The sequence below is a fragment of the Protaetiibacter larvae genome (assembly GCF_008365275.1).
Taxonomy (GTDB): Bacteria; Actinomycetota; Actinomycetes; order Actinomycetales; family Microbacteriaceae; genus Homoserinibacter; species Homoserinibacter larvae.
This window is the reverse complement of sequence record NZ_CP043504.1, coordinates 1,053,486-1,067,932: the sequence shown is the minus strand read 5'-3', so window position 1 is coordinate 1,067,932 and position 14,447 is coordinate 1,053,486. Positions and strand designations below refer to the sequence as shown.

The following is a 14,447-nucleotide window of genomic DNA, read 5'->3' as shown; positions in this document are numbered from 1 at the left end:
GCGTCGCCTGCGGCGGAGGTCAGCGCTTGCGCCAGTACCCCACGAAGGTGATGCGGTCCTTCGGCACCTTGTGCTCGGTCACGAGCCAGCGCCGCAGCCCCGTCGCGAGCGCCTGTTCGCCCACGAGGTAGGCGCCGAACGGCTCGGCCGGGATCCGCGCCTCCTCCTGCACGACGCTCAGCGCGTGCGCGCCCGGGGTCAGCCCCTCGGGACGCACGAGCCAGCGCACCTCGACCCCGTCCGGGGCTTCGTGCGGCTGGGCGTCGGCGGCGTCCGGGATCTCGATGTAGGCGATGCCGCGGTGGTGCCGCGGCAGGTCGCGCAGGATGCCGAGGAGCGCGGGAAGGCCGGTCTCGTCGGAGGCGAGCAGGTGGGCTTCGAGGGAGGCGTCGGGCTGGTAGCCGGGGCCCTGGTCGATGATCGCGAGCCGCTCGCCGGGTTGCGCGTCGCGCGCCCACGGGGCGGCCACGCCGTCGTCGCCGTGCACGACGAAGTCGATGTCGAGCTCGCGCTGGTCCTTCCGGAAGGCGCGCACCGTGTAGTTGCGCATGACCGGGCGCGAGCTCTCGGGCATCCGCAGGAACTGCAGGTAGCCGATCATGTCGACGCGCCTCGGCAGGGCGCCGAGGGCGTCCTCGTGGGCGGCGCGCGGCAGGAACATCCGGAACCAGTGGTCGAACCCGTGGTCGGGGAACTCGGCGAGGTCGTCGCCCGTGACGGTCACGCGCACCATGTGCGGGGTGACGCGTTCGGTGCGCACCACCTCGAGCAGGGCGTGCTGGTTGTACTTGCGGGCGTCGCGGAAACTCATGGCAGCTCCAGGGTGGGGACGAGGACGAGGATGGCGGCGGTCGCCGCCCAGAACAGCAGCAGGAAGACGGCGTCGCGGGTCCGGAACGGCACGAGGTGCCGCTCGGTGCGGGTGCGGTGGGCGCCGAAGGCGCGGGAGTCCATCGCGAGGGCGACGCGCTCCGCATGGCGGATCGCGCCGGCGAGCAGCGGCACCACGTAGCCGAACCAGCGGCGGATGCCGGCGAACGGCCCGCGCCCGCCCGACATCCCGCGCACCCGGTGCGCCTGCCGGATCACCTCGAGTTCGTGGGCGAAGCGCGGCACGAAGCGGAACGCGGCGAGCGCCGTGTAGCCGACTCGGTACGGCACCCGCAGCTGCTGCACCATGGCGCGCGCGACGTCGGGACCGGTCGTGGTGAGGCCGGCGATGAGCGACAGCACGATGATGCTCGTGAGCCGCAGCGCCGTCGCGAGACCCACCTGCCACATGCCGAGAGTGAAACGGTAGTCGCCGAGCGCGAAGATCAGGACCGCCTCGTCGACCCGTGAGCCGTCCACCCACAGCCCGAAGCTCAGCGACAGCAGGAGGGCGACGGCGGGCAGGCCGAGCAGCACCGCCGCGAGCGCCCGGCCGCTGAGCCGCGCCCCCACGAGCAGCAGCAGCCAGCCGAGCCCGATGAAGGCGAGCGGGGTGGCCAGGTCACGGGCGAAGACGAGCAGCACGATCGCGGGAAGGGGGGCGGCGAGCTTGGCGAGCGGGTTGAGGCCGTGCAGGAAGCGGATGGCCGGGGCGGGGGCCGCCTCGGCGTACGGGTCGATGACCGCGGTCATGCCGTCCGCACCTCCCCGACGCGCTCCCGCGGAAGCTCGTCGATGCGGGTGATGCCGCGCCATCCGGGATGCGCCGCAAGGCCCCGCATCGCGCTCGCGAGGGGCGGATGCCGCAGGCCGGCCTGCTCGAGCGCGTCACCGGCGAGCACCGCGCCCGTGGTGTCGTGCACGAGCAGCGCGCCGTCGCGCAGCACGGCGACGTGGCTCGCGTACTCGGCCACGAGCTGCATGTCGTGCGTGACGACGAGCACGGTGGTGCCGGCGGCGTTGAGCGCGGCGAGCATGTCGAGCAACTCGGCGGCGCGTTCGCGGTCCTGGCCGAAGGTGGGCTCGTCGAGGGCGAGCACGGGCGCACCCGCGATGAGCGCGGTGCCGACCGAGAGGCGGCGCTTCTGCCCGCCCGACAGCAGGAAGGGGTGCACCTCCCGGGCGTCGGCGAGCCCGAAGCGCGCGAGCATGCCGTCGACCTGCGCGGCGATCTCCTGCTCGGGCAGCCGCTGCAGTTCGAGCCCGTGAGCGAGCTCGGAGGCGACGGTGTGCCGGATGAACTGGTGCTCGGGGTTCTGGAAGACGAAGCCGATCGCGCGGGCCAGCTCGCGCACGTCGGCCCGCGCCGGGTCGAGACCCGCCACCTCGATGCGTCCGCGCGGGGGCGTCAGCACCCCGGCGATCGCCTGCAGCAGGGTGGTCTTCCCGGCACCGTTCTCGCCGACGATGGCGAGGAACTCGCCGCGCCGCACCTCCAGGTCGATGCCGTGCAGGATGGCACGGCCGCCGCGTTCGACGGCGAGCTCGCGCACGCGCACCACGGGGTCCGCGGATGCCGGCTCGACCGCGGGCGGCGCCGGGAGCGCGGGGAGCGCGGGGAGCGCGTCGAGCTGCCCCCGCAGCTCTTCGGGGGTGAGCGGGAGGGGCTCGAGCCGCACGCCCGCCGCACGCAGCCGCATCCCGGCGAGGGTCGCGACCGGCAGCCACACGCCGAGCGCGTGCAGCTGTCCGGCACGCCCTCGCAGCACCTCGTCGACTCCCCCGTCGGCGACGAGCCGGCCGTCGCCGTCGAGCACGACCACCCGGTCGACGAGGGTGGCGGCGGCGTCCAGGTTGTGCTCGACGAGCACGATCGCGGTCTCGCGTTCGGCGACGATCTCGGCGAGCGCCGCGTACACCTCCTCGATGCCGACCGGATCGAGGTTGGCGGTGGGCTCGTCGAGCACGATCGCACGCGGCGCGAGGGCGAGCGCGCAGGCGATCGCGAGTCGCTGGCGTCCGCCACCCGAGAGCCGGTCGGGGCTTTCGCGGCGGCGCTCCCACAGTCCCACCCGGCGCAGCGCGGACTCGGCGCGGGCGAGCACCTCGTCGACCGGCACGAGCAGGTTCTCGGGGCCGAAGCACACCTCGTCGAGCAGGGTGCCGGTGACGAGCTGGCTGTCGGGGTCCTGGAAGACCATGCCGACCTCGGCGCTCAGCACCCCCGGCTGATGCGTGCGCGTGTCGGCCCCCGACACCCGCACGACACCGTGCAGCTCGGCCGGCACGGCGTGCGGGATGAGGCCGTTGAGGGCGAGGGCGAGCGTCGACTTGCCGGAGCCCGACGGCCCGAGCAGCAGCAGCACCTCGCCCGGCTGGAGGACGAAGCTGGCGCCATCCGGGGTCCAGCGCTCCCGGCCGTCGTGCCGGATGCGCACGTCCTCGACCGCGAGCGGGGCGGGCGCGGTCATGCCGCGGAGGGCTCGGCGGCGCGGCGCTTGCGGCGGTCGACGGGCGCCTGGATGCCGCGCAGCGCACCCGTGCGGGCGATGAGCCGGGCGAGCAGCAGGGCGAGGGCCGTGGTGAGGAGCATCGCGGCCAGCAGCACGGCGGGCTGACCGAAGAGCACGAGCGGTCCGGAGGCCGGGCTGTCGTAGTACAGCCCCCAGTAGAAGGCGTAGAACGCCGTCACCCAGACCGCGCTCACCCAGAACAGCCACGGCTTCCAGTAGCGGTACAGCCCGATGAGGAACGGCAGCTCGATGAGGATGCCGAGCAGCACCCAGGCGATGAGCGCGGCCACTCCGGTGGGCACGAAGGGGGTGGCGACGAGGCCTGCGAGCAGCTGGGTGAGCAGCCCCACGCCCCCGCGGCGCAGTGCCGCCTGGGCGAGCACCCCGGGCAGGATGTATCCGATGGTGGCGACGCCGAGCGCCCATGGCGCGGTCACGGCGAGCAGGTTGAAGAGGTACGCGTTGGGGATGCTGGCGAGCCCCAGCACGACCGCGATGGCCGCGCAGCTGAGCAGCAGGCGGGTGGTCATGCGGCGACTCGTGGCCGGGCGACGCCGGCGGCGCGCAGTCGCGCGGCGAGGAACTGCGCGAGCCAGGTGAAGAAGGCGGCGCTCGCGAGGGTGAGCAGGACGAACACCGGGAGCACCCACCAGGCGAAGGCGGCCAGGTCGAAGCCCACCAGGTAGAAGGGGATCACGGCGAGCTGCGAGAGCGGGTGCGCGATCCAGAACATCCGCTGCCCGCCGAAGCGGTACCCGGTGACCGCGAACGGCACTTCGAGCAGCACGCCGAAGATGATGGAGCTCCAGATCTGCGCGACGCCGTAGGGGGTGAAGGGGGCGTTGACGAGGGCGGCGACGAGCATCGTGAACGCCCCGATGCCGGGCGCGGTGAACAGCCGCTGCGCGAGCATCCCGGGCAGCACCCACACCCCGAAGACGGCGACGATGATGAGGGTCGCGAGCGGGGTCGTGTTGATGGCCAGGAAGATCCAGTTGAGGGCGATCGCGACGACGCCGCCGGCCGCGCCGATCGCGGCGGCGCTCAGGAAGACACGGGTGGAGTAGGGGCTGCGCATGGCGGGTGAGGACTTTCGGCTAGCTTAGGCAAGACTAACCTAAGCCATCCGACCCGCCCGTCACGACAGGAGCCACCACGTGGGCCGCTTCACCACCCGATACCTTCTCAGCTGTGCCGCGATCGGCGTCGCGGGAGGGCTGCTGCTGATCCCCGCCAACCTGTACGCCGGAACCGTCGCGAAGGGGGTGCCGCTGCTCTACGCGCCCATCGTGGGCGTGTGGATCCTGCCGGTCGTGATCGCACTCGCCCTGCTGCGTCGCCCCGGCGCCGGGGTCCTGACCGCGCTCATCGCCGGGATCGTGACGATCCCGTCCTCCCCGAACGGCGCGGGAGCCGTGATCACGATGCTCATGATCGGCGTGCTGCTCGAGCTGCCGTTCGCGGTGCTGCTGTACCGGCGCTGGCATCCGGCGATCTTCCTGGTGGCGACGGCCGTGCTCGCGGCGCTCTACGGCTTCGTCACCTGGCGCAGCCTCGATGTCGCCTCGCAGCCCACCTGGGCGCAGATCACCTTCGTGGCGCTGCTCATCGTGAGCGGACTCGTCGGCGCTGTCGTCGGCCTGGCGATCGCCCGCGCGGTGGAGCGCACGGGCGTCACGCGCGGGGTGTCGCGCGACCGCACCGCTCAGGCGACCTCGGGGCAGTAGAGGATCGTCCGCCCGTCGCTGAGCCCCTTCTCGTGCTGCGACATCGGCGCGCCGCACAGCGGGCAGGCCCGCTCGCGGGCGGGCGTCGGCGCCGGCTGGTCGTAGGGTCCGAGCGGCGGCGGCCCGAGGTAGGGGAAGAGCTTGCGGTTGAGGCGGTTGAAGAAGCCGCCACCGTTCGCGAAGTCGTTCGAGGGTGCGAAGCCCTCTTCCTCGTGTGCCATAACCATTAGTGTACTAACTATTTGCGTAGGATGTCATCCATGGCAACCGAGACCCCCGATCTGCTCGCCCTCGAGAACCAGGTGTGCTTCGCGCTCGCGGTCGCCTCGCGGAGTGTCAACGCCGTCTACCGGCCGTTGCTGGAACCGCTCGGCCTCACGCATCCGCAGTACCTCGTGATGCTCGCGCTGTGGGAGCGCAGCCCCCGCTCGGTGCGGGAGCTCGGCGACGAGCTGCAGCTCGACCCCGCCACGCTCTCCCCGCTGCTCAAACGCCTGGAGGCACTCGGCTACGTGTCGCGGCGACGCAGCGCCCACGACGAGCGCGTGCTCGAGATCACGGCGACGGATGCCGGTCGCGCCCTGCGTGCGCAGGCCGAGCTCATCCCGCCCCGCATCGTCGAGCGCCTCGGCATGAGCCTCGACGAGCTCGACACCCTGCGCCGCTCCCTGCACCGGGTGATCGCTGCCGCGTCGCTGTAGTCTTTTGCATTAATGTGTGTCACACAGTATGGTGTGACACATGTACGACGACGAGGTGCTCGCCACCCACCTGCAGGAGCTGCGACGCGGCACCATCGTGCTCGCCTGCCTGCTGCTGCTCGAGCGCCCCGACTACGGCTACGCGCTCATCGAAGCGCTCGAGGAGCGCGGCTTCGCCACCGACGCCAACACCCTCTACCCGCTGCTGCGACGGCTCGAGAAGCAGGGCCTGCTGATCTCCGAGTGGGACACCGCCGAGGCGCGCCCCCGCAAGTTCTATCGCACGAGCTCCGACGGCGCCGCCCTCGCCGAGCTGCTGACCGCCGAATGGCGCCAGCTCGACACCGCATTCGACACCCTGAAGGACACGCCATGACTGCCACCAGCCTCACCGACCGCTACGTCGCCGCCGTCGTGCGGAGTCTGCCCGAACGGCAGCGCGCCGACATCGAGCAGGAGCTGCGGGCGTTGCTCGCCGACGCGATCGACGACCGCGTCGAGGCGGGCGCCGAGGCGACGACCGCCGAACGCGACGCGATCGTCGAGCTCGGGGATCCCATCCGTCTCGCCGCCGGCTACGCCAACCGACCGCTCCACCTGGTCGGGCCGGTGTTCTACGCCGACTGGAAGCGCCTGCTGACCGTGCTGGAGCTCACCGTCGTGCCCATCGTCGCCGCCGTGCTCGCGGTGATCGGCGCCCTGCGCGGTGGGGCGCCGATCGAGGTCGTCGGTTCGGTGGTCTCGACCGCGCTCACGGTGGGCGTGCACCTCGCCTTCTGGGTGACCCTGGCGTTCGCGGTGCTCGAGCGCACGCCCGGCATCCGCGACAAGGCGCTCGTGGGCTGGTCGCCCGACATGCTGCCGGAGTCGCCGCGGAAGGCGCACTCGCTCGGCGAGGTGATCGGGCAGACGATCTTCGGCGTGCTCGTCATCACGGCCCTGCTGCTCGTGCCGTTCGTGAGCCCCTACCGGGATGCGGACGGCGCGCCCATCCCGCTGCTGGATCCGTGGATCTTCACGAGCGGACTCGTGGTCGTGCTGGTCGCCGTGCCGGTGCTGCAGATCGTGGCCGACCTCGTGAAGCTCGTGGGGCGCTGGACCCTGCCGCGCGCCCTCGTGGCGATCCTCGTCGACCTCATCGGCGCGGCGGCGATCATCGCGATCGGCGCCGGCGGGCGCGCCCTCAACCCCGCGTTCCGGGAGGCGGCCGACTGGCCGGAGTCGATCGTGCCCGTGGTGAACATCGCGCTCGTCGCGGTGGGCGTGCTGACGATCGTCACCTCGCTCTGGGAGCAGACCCGCGGCATCCGCCGCTCCTGACCCGCCCCTCCTGCCCCCCCTCACCCGAGGGCGGAGCGGTCAGCCGCGGGCGCGGGGGATGAGGCGCTGCAGCTGGGTCACGTGGGCCGGCTCGAGCTCGGCGATCGTGGAGGCGCCGAGCAGCTTCATGGTGCGCACGAGCTCGGTCGTGAGGATCTGGAGCGTGCGATCGACGCCCGCCCGCCCCCCGGCCATCAGCCCGTACAGGTAGGCCCGCCCGATCATCGTGAACTTCGCGCCGAGCGCGACCGAGGCCACGATGTCGGCCCCGTTCATGATGCCCGTGTCGACGCCGATCTCGAGATCCTTGCCCACCTCGCGCACCACCTCGGGCAGCAGGTGGAAGGGGATGGGCGCGCGGTCGAGCTGACGACCGCCGTGGTTGGAGAGCACGATGCCCTCGACGCCGAGGTCGGCGAGCTTCCGGGCATCCTCCACGTTCTGCACCCCCTTGATGACGATCTTCCCGGGCCACAGCTCGCGGATGACGTCGAGGTCGGCGAAGGAGATCGTGGGATCCATCGCCGCATCCAGCAGCTCGCCGACGGTGCCGCCCGTGGACGACAGCGAGGCGAACTCGAGCTTGGGGGTGGTGAGGAAGTCGAACCACCACCACGGCCGCGGGATGGCGTTGATGACGGTGCCGAGCGTGAGCTGCGGCGGGATCGAGAAGCCGTTGCGCTTGTCGCGCAGGCGCGCGCCCGCGACGGGGGTGTCGACGGTGAAGTGCAGGGTGTCGAATCCGGCGGCCGCGGCGCGACGGGTGAGCTCGTAGGAGATCTCGCGGTCGCGCATGACGTACAGCTGGAACCAGTTGCGTCCGTCGGGGTTGGCCGCCTTGACACCCTCGATCGAGGTGGTTCCGAGGGTCGAGAGCGTGAATGGGATGCCGGCCGCCCCCGCCGCGGAGGCGCCCGCGGTCTCGCCTTCGGTCTGCATGAGGCGCGTGAAGCCGGTGGGGGCGATGGCGAGCGGCAGCGCCGACGGGCCGCCGAGAAAGGTCGTGGAGGTGTCGACGTCCGCGGCCGGGCGCAGGATGCGCGGACTGAACTCGACGTCCTCGAAGGCCTGTCGCGCCCGGCTGAGCGACAGCTCGCCTTCGGCAGCGCCGTCCGTGTAGTCGAAGGCCGCCTTCGGGGTGCGACGCTTCGCGATGTCACGCAGATCGTAGATGGTGAGCGCCTGGGCGAGTCGGCGCTTCTTGCCGGGAAGCTCGGGCTTCTTGAACTTCATGAGATCGAGGATCTCGAGCGGGCGCGGGAACTGGCGTTGGACCATCGTCGGTCACTTTCTGTGCGTGGCGTCGTAGTGCGCGATCAGCCGATCGCGCGAGGAGAGGATGTGGGCGCGGGTGAGGTGCCCCGCGAGGGCGGCGTCTCCGGCGGCGACGGCGTCGAGGATGCGGCCGTGCTCGGCCGCCACCTCGCGGGTGGACCGCAGTCGCTGCGCGTCGACCTGGGCGATGGCGAGCTCGATCTCGCCCATGAGCTGGTCGTGCAGGCGCGGGAGGCGCGTGGCGGGGGCGCCCTGGACGAGGGCGCGGTGGAAGGCGATGTCGACCCAGGAGTAGGACGCATCGGGGGCGAGGGCGAGCAGCTCGGCGTGGGCGGCGGTTGCGGCCTCCGGCACGGCGGCGGTCGCGGCGAGCAGTTCGACGGCGGCGGATTCGACGGCGGCGCGTGCCGCGAAGAGGTCGGCGAGGTCGGCGCGCCCGAGCCGGGTGACGCGGGCCGCGTGGTGCGGTTCGCGCGTGAGGAGGCCGTCGGCGACGAGCCGGTCGATCGCGATGCGGGCGGTGGGGCGGGCGACGTCGAAGCGTTCCGACACGAGCGCCTCGGTCACCGGCGCTCCGGGGGCGAGCCGCCCGTCCAGGACCTCGGCCTGCAGGGAGGCGACCACGGCGTCAGGGAGCATGATTGTCAGACAATACCAGATTGTCTGACAATCATGGAGCTGTCTGCGGTCACAGGGAGGCTCCCACCCGCGCTGGTACCCTGGGAGGGCGCCACCCCCTTCCGGGTGACGCCGGATCGCCTATGAACTCCTTCCCCCCGGTTCTCCCCCCGCTCCGCGAGAGGTTCAGCGCCTCTCGCGCCGATCGGCGAACCCGCGGGATGCTCGTGGCCGGCGCCATCGCGGTGTCGTTCGGACTCACCGCGTCTCTCGCGCTCGCGCCTCCCGCGCCGCCGAGCGCGGCGGCCGAGCTGCGTGCCTACGTCGATGCGCACGCCCAGGGCCTGCGGGTCTCGCCGACCGCGGCCGCGGAGCACCTCGAGGCGACGGGTGTCGCCACACGCGACTCGTACACGGCCACCCCCGGTATCGCCTCGCTTGCGGCGAGCGGCACCAACTACGACTGGGCGAAGCTCGTGCTCGTCTTCGCCGGATGGCCGATCACCGACGCGAACGTCACGGTGCTCACCCGGTGGATGCGGCAGGAGAACTCCCCGAAGAACTGGTGGAACCGCAACAACCCGCTCAACAACGGCTGGGGGGCGAGCTATGGTCCGGGAGGAACGGGCAGCAACGTGAGCCTCGTCGCCGCGGCCGAGAACGCGGCCGACGCGCTGCTCACCCATCGCGGTTACGCCGGCATCCGGGCCGCCTTCGCCGACGGTTCGAGCACGGCCGCGATCGAATCGGCGATCTGGGCCTCCCCGTGGGCGACCGGTCACTACGCGAACGGCGGGCACTGGCACTACACCCCGGTGGATGTCGTGCAAGCGCCCGCCTCGGCGTGGGGCTGACGGCGGCTCAGCCCGCGAGCGCCGCCTCCACGGCGTCGAGGTTCGCGCCCATCCAGGAGAGGTAGTCCTCGCCGTCGGGCAGCAGCTCCGTGAAGGACACGACCGGGGTGCCGGCATCCTGGGCGGCGGCGAGCACCTGCTCGGTCTGCGGGCCGACGGTCTGCTCGTTGTAGGCGAGGAGGGCGACGCTGCCGTCGCCGACGAGGGCGATCATCGCCTCGAGCACGAGGGCGGGTGCGTCGGTGCCCTCTTCGACGGCCTCGCTGAACTCGCTCGGGGTGCGGTTCTCGAGCCCGGCGGCCTCGAGCAGGTACAGCGGCACGGGTTCGGTGACCGCGACCCCCGCCCCGCCGTGGTCGGCGGCGATGTCGGCTGCCCGCGCGGCGAGCGCGTCGAGACCGGTGCGGAACTGGGCGGCGCGCGCCTCGGCGGCGTCCGCCTCGGCCGGCTCGAGTTCGGCGACGGCATCCGCGATGGCGTCGGCGACGGCCGCCACGGTGTCGAAGTGGTACCAGACGTGCTCGTTGAACTCGCCGTCGGCGGGCTCGGTGTCGAGCCCCGAGAGCTCGACGGCGTCGAGCACGACGGGCGAGGACGCCTGCTCGAGCAGCGAGCCCATGAAGTCGTCGTAGCCTCCGCCGTTGACGATCACGATGTCGGCCTGCGACACCGCGAGCGCGTCGCGCGGCGTGGCCTCGAACTCGTGCGGATCCTGGGCGGAGTCGTGGATGAGCGAGGTGATCTCGGCGTCGTCGCCCGCGATGGTGCGGGCGATGTCGCCGTACACGTTCGTGGAGGCGACGATGCGGATGGTGCCGTCGTCGACGGCGTCGGGGGTCGTCGCGCAGCCGGTGAGGGCGGCGGCGGCCACGAGGAGGGTGAGGGCGGCGGCAAGGGGTGCGGGTCGTCGAAGCATGCTCCGACGCTAGTGCTTATTGATAATGATTGTCAAAACGGATAACGGATCGATCGGCTGCCCCTAGAGTCGCAGTCGTGAACCGCGCCACCGAGCCATCCGAGCACACCGTCCACGTCGACGCTCCCCCGCGCGCGGTGTTCGACCACCTGCGCGACCCGCGCAACTACGTGGGCCTGTCGCCGCTCGTGATCGAGGCGCGCGACATCCGCACCGACGGCGGCCTGCTGCACTATGTGGCCGTCGAGCGCTTCCGCTTCCTCGGGTTCCTGCGCTACGACAACCGCATCGCGGTCACGCTGCGCGCCGACGACACCGACCCCGAGCGACTCGTCGTGAGCGGCGACGTCGACAGCCCCGGCAAGGTGCAGCTCGCCTACGCCTACGAGATCAGCCCCGAGGGCACCGGATCGCGCGTCGTCGACCGGATCGCCGTCACGGCGCCGTGGGGCCTGCGCCGCTTCGCCGCCGGCCGGGCGGGCGCCGTCCAGCTCGCGCGCGGCCGCATCCTCGCGGATCGTCTCGCCGGCGCCACCGCCTGAGGGTCGCCGACTCGGAGCCGGCGGCACCGTCGGCCGACCGCGGGAGCTCGGCGAGTCGGGTCACCAGTACCGGATCATCGTCGGGGTCGGGATGCCGAGTCGATGCCCCGTCCAGGAGAGGCCCCCTCGCTCGTCGACCGCGAAGCTCACGACCTCGTCCGAGTTCTGGTTGGCCACCAGGAGGAAGCCGCCGTCGGGGGTGACGCGGAAGTGGCGCGGCCACGCCCCGAGCACGTCCACGGATTCGCGGAGGGCGAGGCTGCCGTCCTCGGCGACGATGTCAAACACCGAGAGCGACTCGTCCCGCCGATTGGCGAGATAGACGATCGGGAGCGTTGGGTGGACCGCCACCTCGGAGGTCAGTGCGGCCGCGCGGCCGAGGCCCGGCGATGCCACGAGCTGCACGACGCGCAACGCGGGGTCCGCTCCGACCGTCACCTCGATGACGCTGATCCCCGGGGTGTTCTGGTTGCTGACGTAGACGATCCCGCCCCGCCCGGCGGCCAGGTGACGTGGGCCGGTCCGCTCGGGGAGCGCCAGCTCGGCGGCGAGCGACAGCCTCGCATCGGCTCCCCGCCCGTGGATCCGGAAGAGCAGGAGGCTGTCCCTCCCGCAGTCCGCCATGAGCACGTGATCTCCGATGACGAGGCTCGAGTGGGGGCGAGGCCGAGCGTCGCGGCGATCCACGCCCGCGACGACACCGGGCATCTCGTGCACCTCGACGAGCGACGCCGGCAGCCCGTCGTCCAGCGCGAGCACCGAGAAGCGGGCGCCCTGGTAGTGGGCGACGTAGGCGAGGTCGTGCACCAGGTCCGCCGTGACGTGGCACGGAGCGTCCGCCCCCGTGTCGACACCGGTGCGGCGACCCAGCGTCCCATCGGCGTCCACCTCGTAGCCGTGCAGCGCGCCTCCCGTCTCGAGCTCGGTGACCGTCCACAGTCGAGCTGCGCGGGGATCGGTGTCGATGTAGGCGGGGTTGTCGTCGAAGCGGAACTCGACCAGCTCGAGCGCCCCCGATTCCTCGGAGAGTTCGGCGAGGGCGATGCCCTCGCCGTGCCCGTCGGGGGCGGCGGCCCACGGCGATCGGCGCGAGTAGGACCCGACATGGAATCTCATGGCACCCTCATCCTTGATTGGTCAACCGGTTGCTATATTACCTTCGGAAAGGCTCGATGACGATGAGAAGCGACCTCCCCCGACTGCACCCGTCCTCCGAGCTGTTCGCGGCGGTCGGCGCGGCGCGCCAGAGCATGGCCGCCGAGCTCGTGACCCACGCGGACGGCCCCGAACGCGGAGTGCGGAGCGCGTTGCTGCAGAACGACCGCGTGTCGCTCGAGGTCGTGGTCGATCGCGCCCTCGACATCGCCGCGGCCCGCATCGACGGGGTTCCCGTGGCGTGGCGGCCGCCCATGGGCATCGTCGGCCCGTGGTACGTCGAGAACCGCGGGTTCGGTCCGCAGCGCACCTTCCTCGGCGGGCTGCTCACGACCTGCGGACTCGATCACGTGGGCGCGCCGCGCGAGCGTTCCGCGGAGCGATTCGGATACGCCGCACGCACGATCGACGAGTTCCCCCAGCACGGGCGCATCAGCGGCACCCCCGCGCACCTCACCGGCTACGGCGTCCAGCTCGATCCGGACGGCAGCCCCGTGGCCGTGGTCGAGGGCGAGATCGCCCAGGTGTCGCTCTTCGGCGAGCACCTCGTCCTGCGCAGGCGCGTGAGCCTCGCCTACGGATCGACCACCATCCGGATCGACGACACCGTCACGAACGAGGGATACGCGAGCAGTCCCCTCGCCGTGCTCTATCACGTGAACGTCGGCTGGCCGGTCCTCGCACCGGGCGCCCAGGTGCTCATCGACGGAGTGCGGCGCCGCGGCGTCGGCGACGGCTCGACCGTCCCCGCCCCGGAACGCGGTCGCCCGGAGCGAAGCTGGTTGTACATCGCGGCCGCGGACGACGCGGGCCGCGCCTCCGCGTCGGTGCGGAACCCGCGCATCGACGGTGCCGGCGCGGGCGGCGTGCGCGTGGGGTGGAACGCCGAGGTGATGCCCACCGTCACGCACTGGGAGTCCGCGAACACCGCGGGGCACTACGCGGTCGGCCTCGAACCCTCGACGACGCTTCCCAGCGGCCCCCCGGGGGAACGCCGCTTCCCGCTCATCGAGCCGGGCGAGCGCGTCCCGCTCGGCATCGAGATCGAGCTCTCGCTCGGCGCAGCCGACTGAGCCGACCGCGTCAGGCGTCTTCGCCGAGCGAGTCCCTCAATCGAGCGCTCGCGGTGACCATGTGCTCGCGCATCGCCGCCTCGGCGGCATCGGGATCCCGGCTCGCGATCGCGCGGTAGACCGTGGCATGCTCTTCCGCGCTCGCCGCCGCCGAGGAGCGATCCTGACTCGTGCGCTCGACCCAGACGTGCAGCAGCTCGCGGACGCTGTGCAGGATGTCGCTCAGCACCGAGTTGTTGGCCGCGTGCGCCACCTCGAGGTGGAAGGCCACGTCGGCGTCGACGTACTTGGACACGTCGCCCGAGACCCGCTTCATCTCCTGCACGCGCTGTTCGATCTGGGCGATCGCCTCGTCGGTCGCCCGCTCGGCGGCGAGTCGCGCGGAGAGGATCTCGAGGTACTGGCGCATCTCCACCAGGTCATGGGTGCGCGGTTGCGCCAGCATGAGCCCCCAGTTGATGGTGCGGGGAAGCATGTCGGAGCTGCTGCCGCGCAGGTAGGTGCCGGAACCCGGACGGATGTCGACGATCCCCAGCACATCGAGCACCGCGATCGCCTCACGCACGGCCGAGCGCCCCACCTGGAGGCTCGCCGCCAACTGCCGCTCGGAGGGCAGCCGGGTTCCCGGAGGGACGCGCCCCGTGGTCAGCTGGTCGAGCAGCTTGCGCGCCACCGAGCTGACGACCGACTCGCGGGGAACGACGCCGAGTCCGTCGGCAAGCATGCTCGCGAGCCCATCGCTGTCCGTCACGGATACCCCTTGCTCGTCGACCGTGTGCTGCGGCTCCGATCCTAGCCAGATCGGCCGGGCGACCGGTGGACCGGCTCAGGAACGCTATCAACCAGTTGACCACTTTCTGCCCCCGAGGATAGCGTGGGGCAC

Annotated in this window: 18 protein-coding genes; 7 read left to right on the top strand and 11 right to left on the bottom strand. The window is 72.0% G+C overall.

What is annotated here, in order from left to right:
- Positions 1 to 19 precede the first annotated feature (19 nt).
- From FLP23_RS05040 to FLP23_RS05020, 5 genes are read right to left on the bottom strand one after another with little or no spacing between them, the layout of a single operon-like run.
- Positions 20 to 811: a siderophore-interacting protein gene (locus tag FLP23_RS05040; protein ID WP_149324850.1), complete on the bottom strand. Its 792-nt coding sequence runs from the start codon at positions 809 to 811 to the stop codon at positions 20 to 22.
- Positions 808 to 1,623 (bottom strand): energy-coupling factor transporter transmembrane component T family protein, encoded by an 816-nt coding sequence (locus FLP23_RS05035; protein ID WP_149324849.1) that lies wholly within the window; start codon positions 1,621 to 1,623, stop codon positions 808 to 810. Before FLP23_RS05035 ends, FLP23_RS05040 begins: the two co-directional genes overlap by 4 nt.
- The gene (locus tag FLP23_RS05030; RefSeq protein WP_149324848.1) at positions 1,620 to 3,341 is read right to left on the bottom strand and encodes an ABC transporter ATP-binding protein; all 1,722 of its coding nucleotides are present in this window, start codon (positions 3,339 to 3,341) and stop codon (positions 1,620 to 1,622) included. Before FLP23_RS05030 ends, FLP23_RS05035 begins: the two co-directional genes overlap by 4 nt.
- Positions 3,338 to 3,913 (bottom strand): ECF transporter S component, encoded by a 576-nt coding sequence (locus FLP23_RS05025; RefSeq protein WP_149324847.1) that lies wholly within the window; start codon positions 3,911 to 3,913, stop codon positions 3,338 to 3,340. Before FLP23_RS05025 ends, FLP23_RS05030 begins: the two co-directional genes overlap by 4 nt.
- Positions 3,910 to 4,461: an ECF transporter S component gene (locus tag FLP23_RS05020; RefSeq protein ID WP_149324846.1), complete on the bottom strand. Its 552-nt coding sequence runs from the start codon at positions 4,459 to 4,461 to the stop codon at positions 3,910 to 3,912. The genes FLP23_RS05025 and FLP23_RS05020 overlap by 4 nt, the downstream gene beginning before the upstream one ends.
- 79 nt (positions 4,462 to 4,540) lie before the next feature.
- Between FLP23_RS05020 and FLP23_RS05015 the strand changes: the two genes are divergently transcribed.
- Entirely contained in the window at positions 4,541 to 5,110 is a 570-nt protein-coding gene (locus FLP23_RS05015) for an ECF transporter S component (protein ID WP_168200377.1), read from the top strand.
- Here the strand turns inward: FLP23_RS05015 and FLP23_RS05010 are convergent.
- Positions 5,089 to 5,331, bottom strand: a complete 243-nt coding sequence (locus FLP23_RS05010; RefSeq protein ID WP_149324844.1) for a hypothetical protein — start codon at positions 5,329 to 5,331, stop codon at positions 5,089 to 5,091. The genes FLP23_RS05015 and FLP23_RS05010 overlap by 22 nt on opposite strands.
- Before the next feature lie 39 nt (positions 5,332 to 5,370).
- Between FLP23_RS05010 and FLP23_RS05005 the strand changes: the two genes are divergently transcribed.
- Genes FLP23_RS05005 through FLP23_RS04995 form a run of 3 tightly spaced genes read left to right on the top strand, consistent with a single transcriptional unit; the run spans position 5,371 to position 7,131 of the window.
- A complete protein-coding gene (locus FLP23_RS05005; RefSeq protein WP_149324843.1) occupies positions 5,371 to 5,811 on the top strand; it encodes a MarR family winged helix-turn-helix transcriptional regulator in 441 nt (146 codons plus the stop codon).
- A gap of 40 nt (positions 5,812 to 5,851) precedes the next feature.
- Positions 5,852 to 6,187: a PadR family transcriptional regulator gene (locus tag FLP23_RS05000; protein WP_149324842.1), complete on the top strand. Its 336-nt coding sequence runs from the start codon at positions 5,852 to 5,854 to the stop codon at positions 6,185 to 6,187.
- Complete coding sequence (locus FLP23_RS04995; protein ID WP_149324841.1) at positions 6,184 to 7,131, top strand: permease prefix domain 1-containing protein; 948 nt, start codon at positions 6,184 to 6,186, stop codon at positions 7,129 to 7,131. The genes FLP23_RS05000 and FLP23_RS04995 overlap by 4 nt, the downstream gene beginning before the upstream one ends.
- Before the next feature lie 39 nt (positions 7,132 to 7,170).
- On the opposite strand, the gene FLP23_RS04990 is transcribed toward FLP23_RS04995, so the two are convergent.
- Both FLP23_RS04990 and FLP23_RS04985 read right to left on the bottom strand, forming a co-directional pair.
- Complete coding sequence (locus tag FLP23_RS04990; protein ID WP_149324840.1) at positions 7,171 to 8,409, bottom strand: alpha-hydroxy acid oxidase; 1,239 nt, start codon at positions 8,407 to 8,409, stop codon at positions 7,171 to 7,173.
- Positions 8,410 to 8,415: 6 nt separating this feature from the next.
- Positions 8,416 to 9,045, bottom strand: coding sequence for an FCD domain-containing protein (locus FLP23_RS04985; RefSeq protein ID WP_149324839.1), 630 nt, complete (start codon positions 9,043 to 9,045; stop codon positions 8,416 to 8,418).
- A gap of 206 nt (positions 9,046 to 9,251) precedes the next feature.
- Between FLP23_RS04985 and FLP23_RS04980 the strand changes: the two genes are divergently transcribed.
- The gene (locus FLP23_RS04980) at positions 9,252 to 9,878 is read left to right on the top strand and encodes a hypothetical protein (RefSeq protein WP_149324838.1); all 627 of its coding nucleotides are present in this window, start codon (positions 9,252 to 9,254) and stop codon (positions 9,876 to 9,878) included.
- Between the two features lie 7 nt (positions 9,879 to 9,885).
- Here the strand turns inward: FLP23_RS04980 and FLP23_RS04975 are convergent, their stop codons facing one another.
- Positions 9,886 to 10,794 carry a metal ABC transporter solute-binding protein, Zn/Mn family gene (locus tag FLP23_RS04975; RefSeq protein ID WP_149324837.1) on the bottom strand — a complete coding sequence of 303 codons (909 nt, stop codon included), beginning with the start codon at positions 10,792 to 10,794 and terminating at the stop codon, positions 9,886 to 9,888.
- A 77-nt stretch (positions 10,795 to 10,871) separates the two neighbouring features.
- Here FLP23_RS04975 and FLP23_RS04970 point away from each other — a divergent pair, with 77 nt between their 5' ends.
- Positions 10,872 to 11,336 carry an SRPBCC family protein gene (locus FLP23_RS04970; RefSeq protein ID WP_149324836.1) on the top strand — a complete coding sequence of 155 codons (465 nt, stop codon included), beginning with the start codon at positions 10,872 to 10,874 and terminating at the stop codon, positions 11,334 to 11,336.
- Positions 11,337 to 11,396: 60 nt separating this feature from the next.
- On the opposite strand, the gene FLP23_RS04965 is transcribed toward FLP23_RS04970, so the two are convergent.
- Positions 11,397 to 12,452, bottom strand: coding sequence for a lactonase family protein (locus FLP23_RS04965; protein ID WP_149324835.1), 1,056 nt, complete (start codon positions 12,450 to 12,452; stop codon positions 11,397 to 11,399).
- 56 nt (positions 12,453 to 12,508) lie between these two features.
- Here FLP23_RS04965 and FLP23_RS04960 point away from each other — a divergent pair, with 56 nt between their 5' ends.
- The gene (locus FLP23_RS04960) at positions 12,509 to 13,564 is read left to right on the top strand and encodes an aldose 1-epimerase family protein (protein WP_149324834.1); all 1,056 of its coding nucleotides are present in this window, start codon (positions 12,509 to 12,511) and stop codon (positions 13,562 to 13,564) included.
- 10 nt (positions 13,565 to 13,574) lie between these two features.
- Here the strand turns inward: FLP23_RS04960 and FLP23_RS04955 are convergent, their stop codons facing one another.
- Positions 13,575 to 14,315, bottom strand: a complete 741-nt coding sequence (locus tag FLP23_RS04955) for a FadR/GntR family transcriptional regulator (RefSeq protein ID WP_246140066.1) — start codon at positions 14,313 to 14,315, stop codon at positions 13,575 to 13,577.
- Positions 14,316 to 14,447 lie beyond the last annotated feature (132 nt).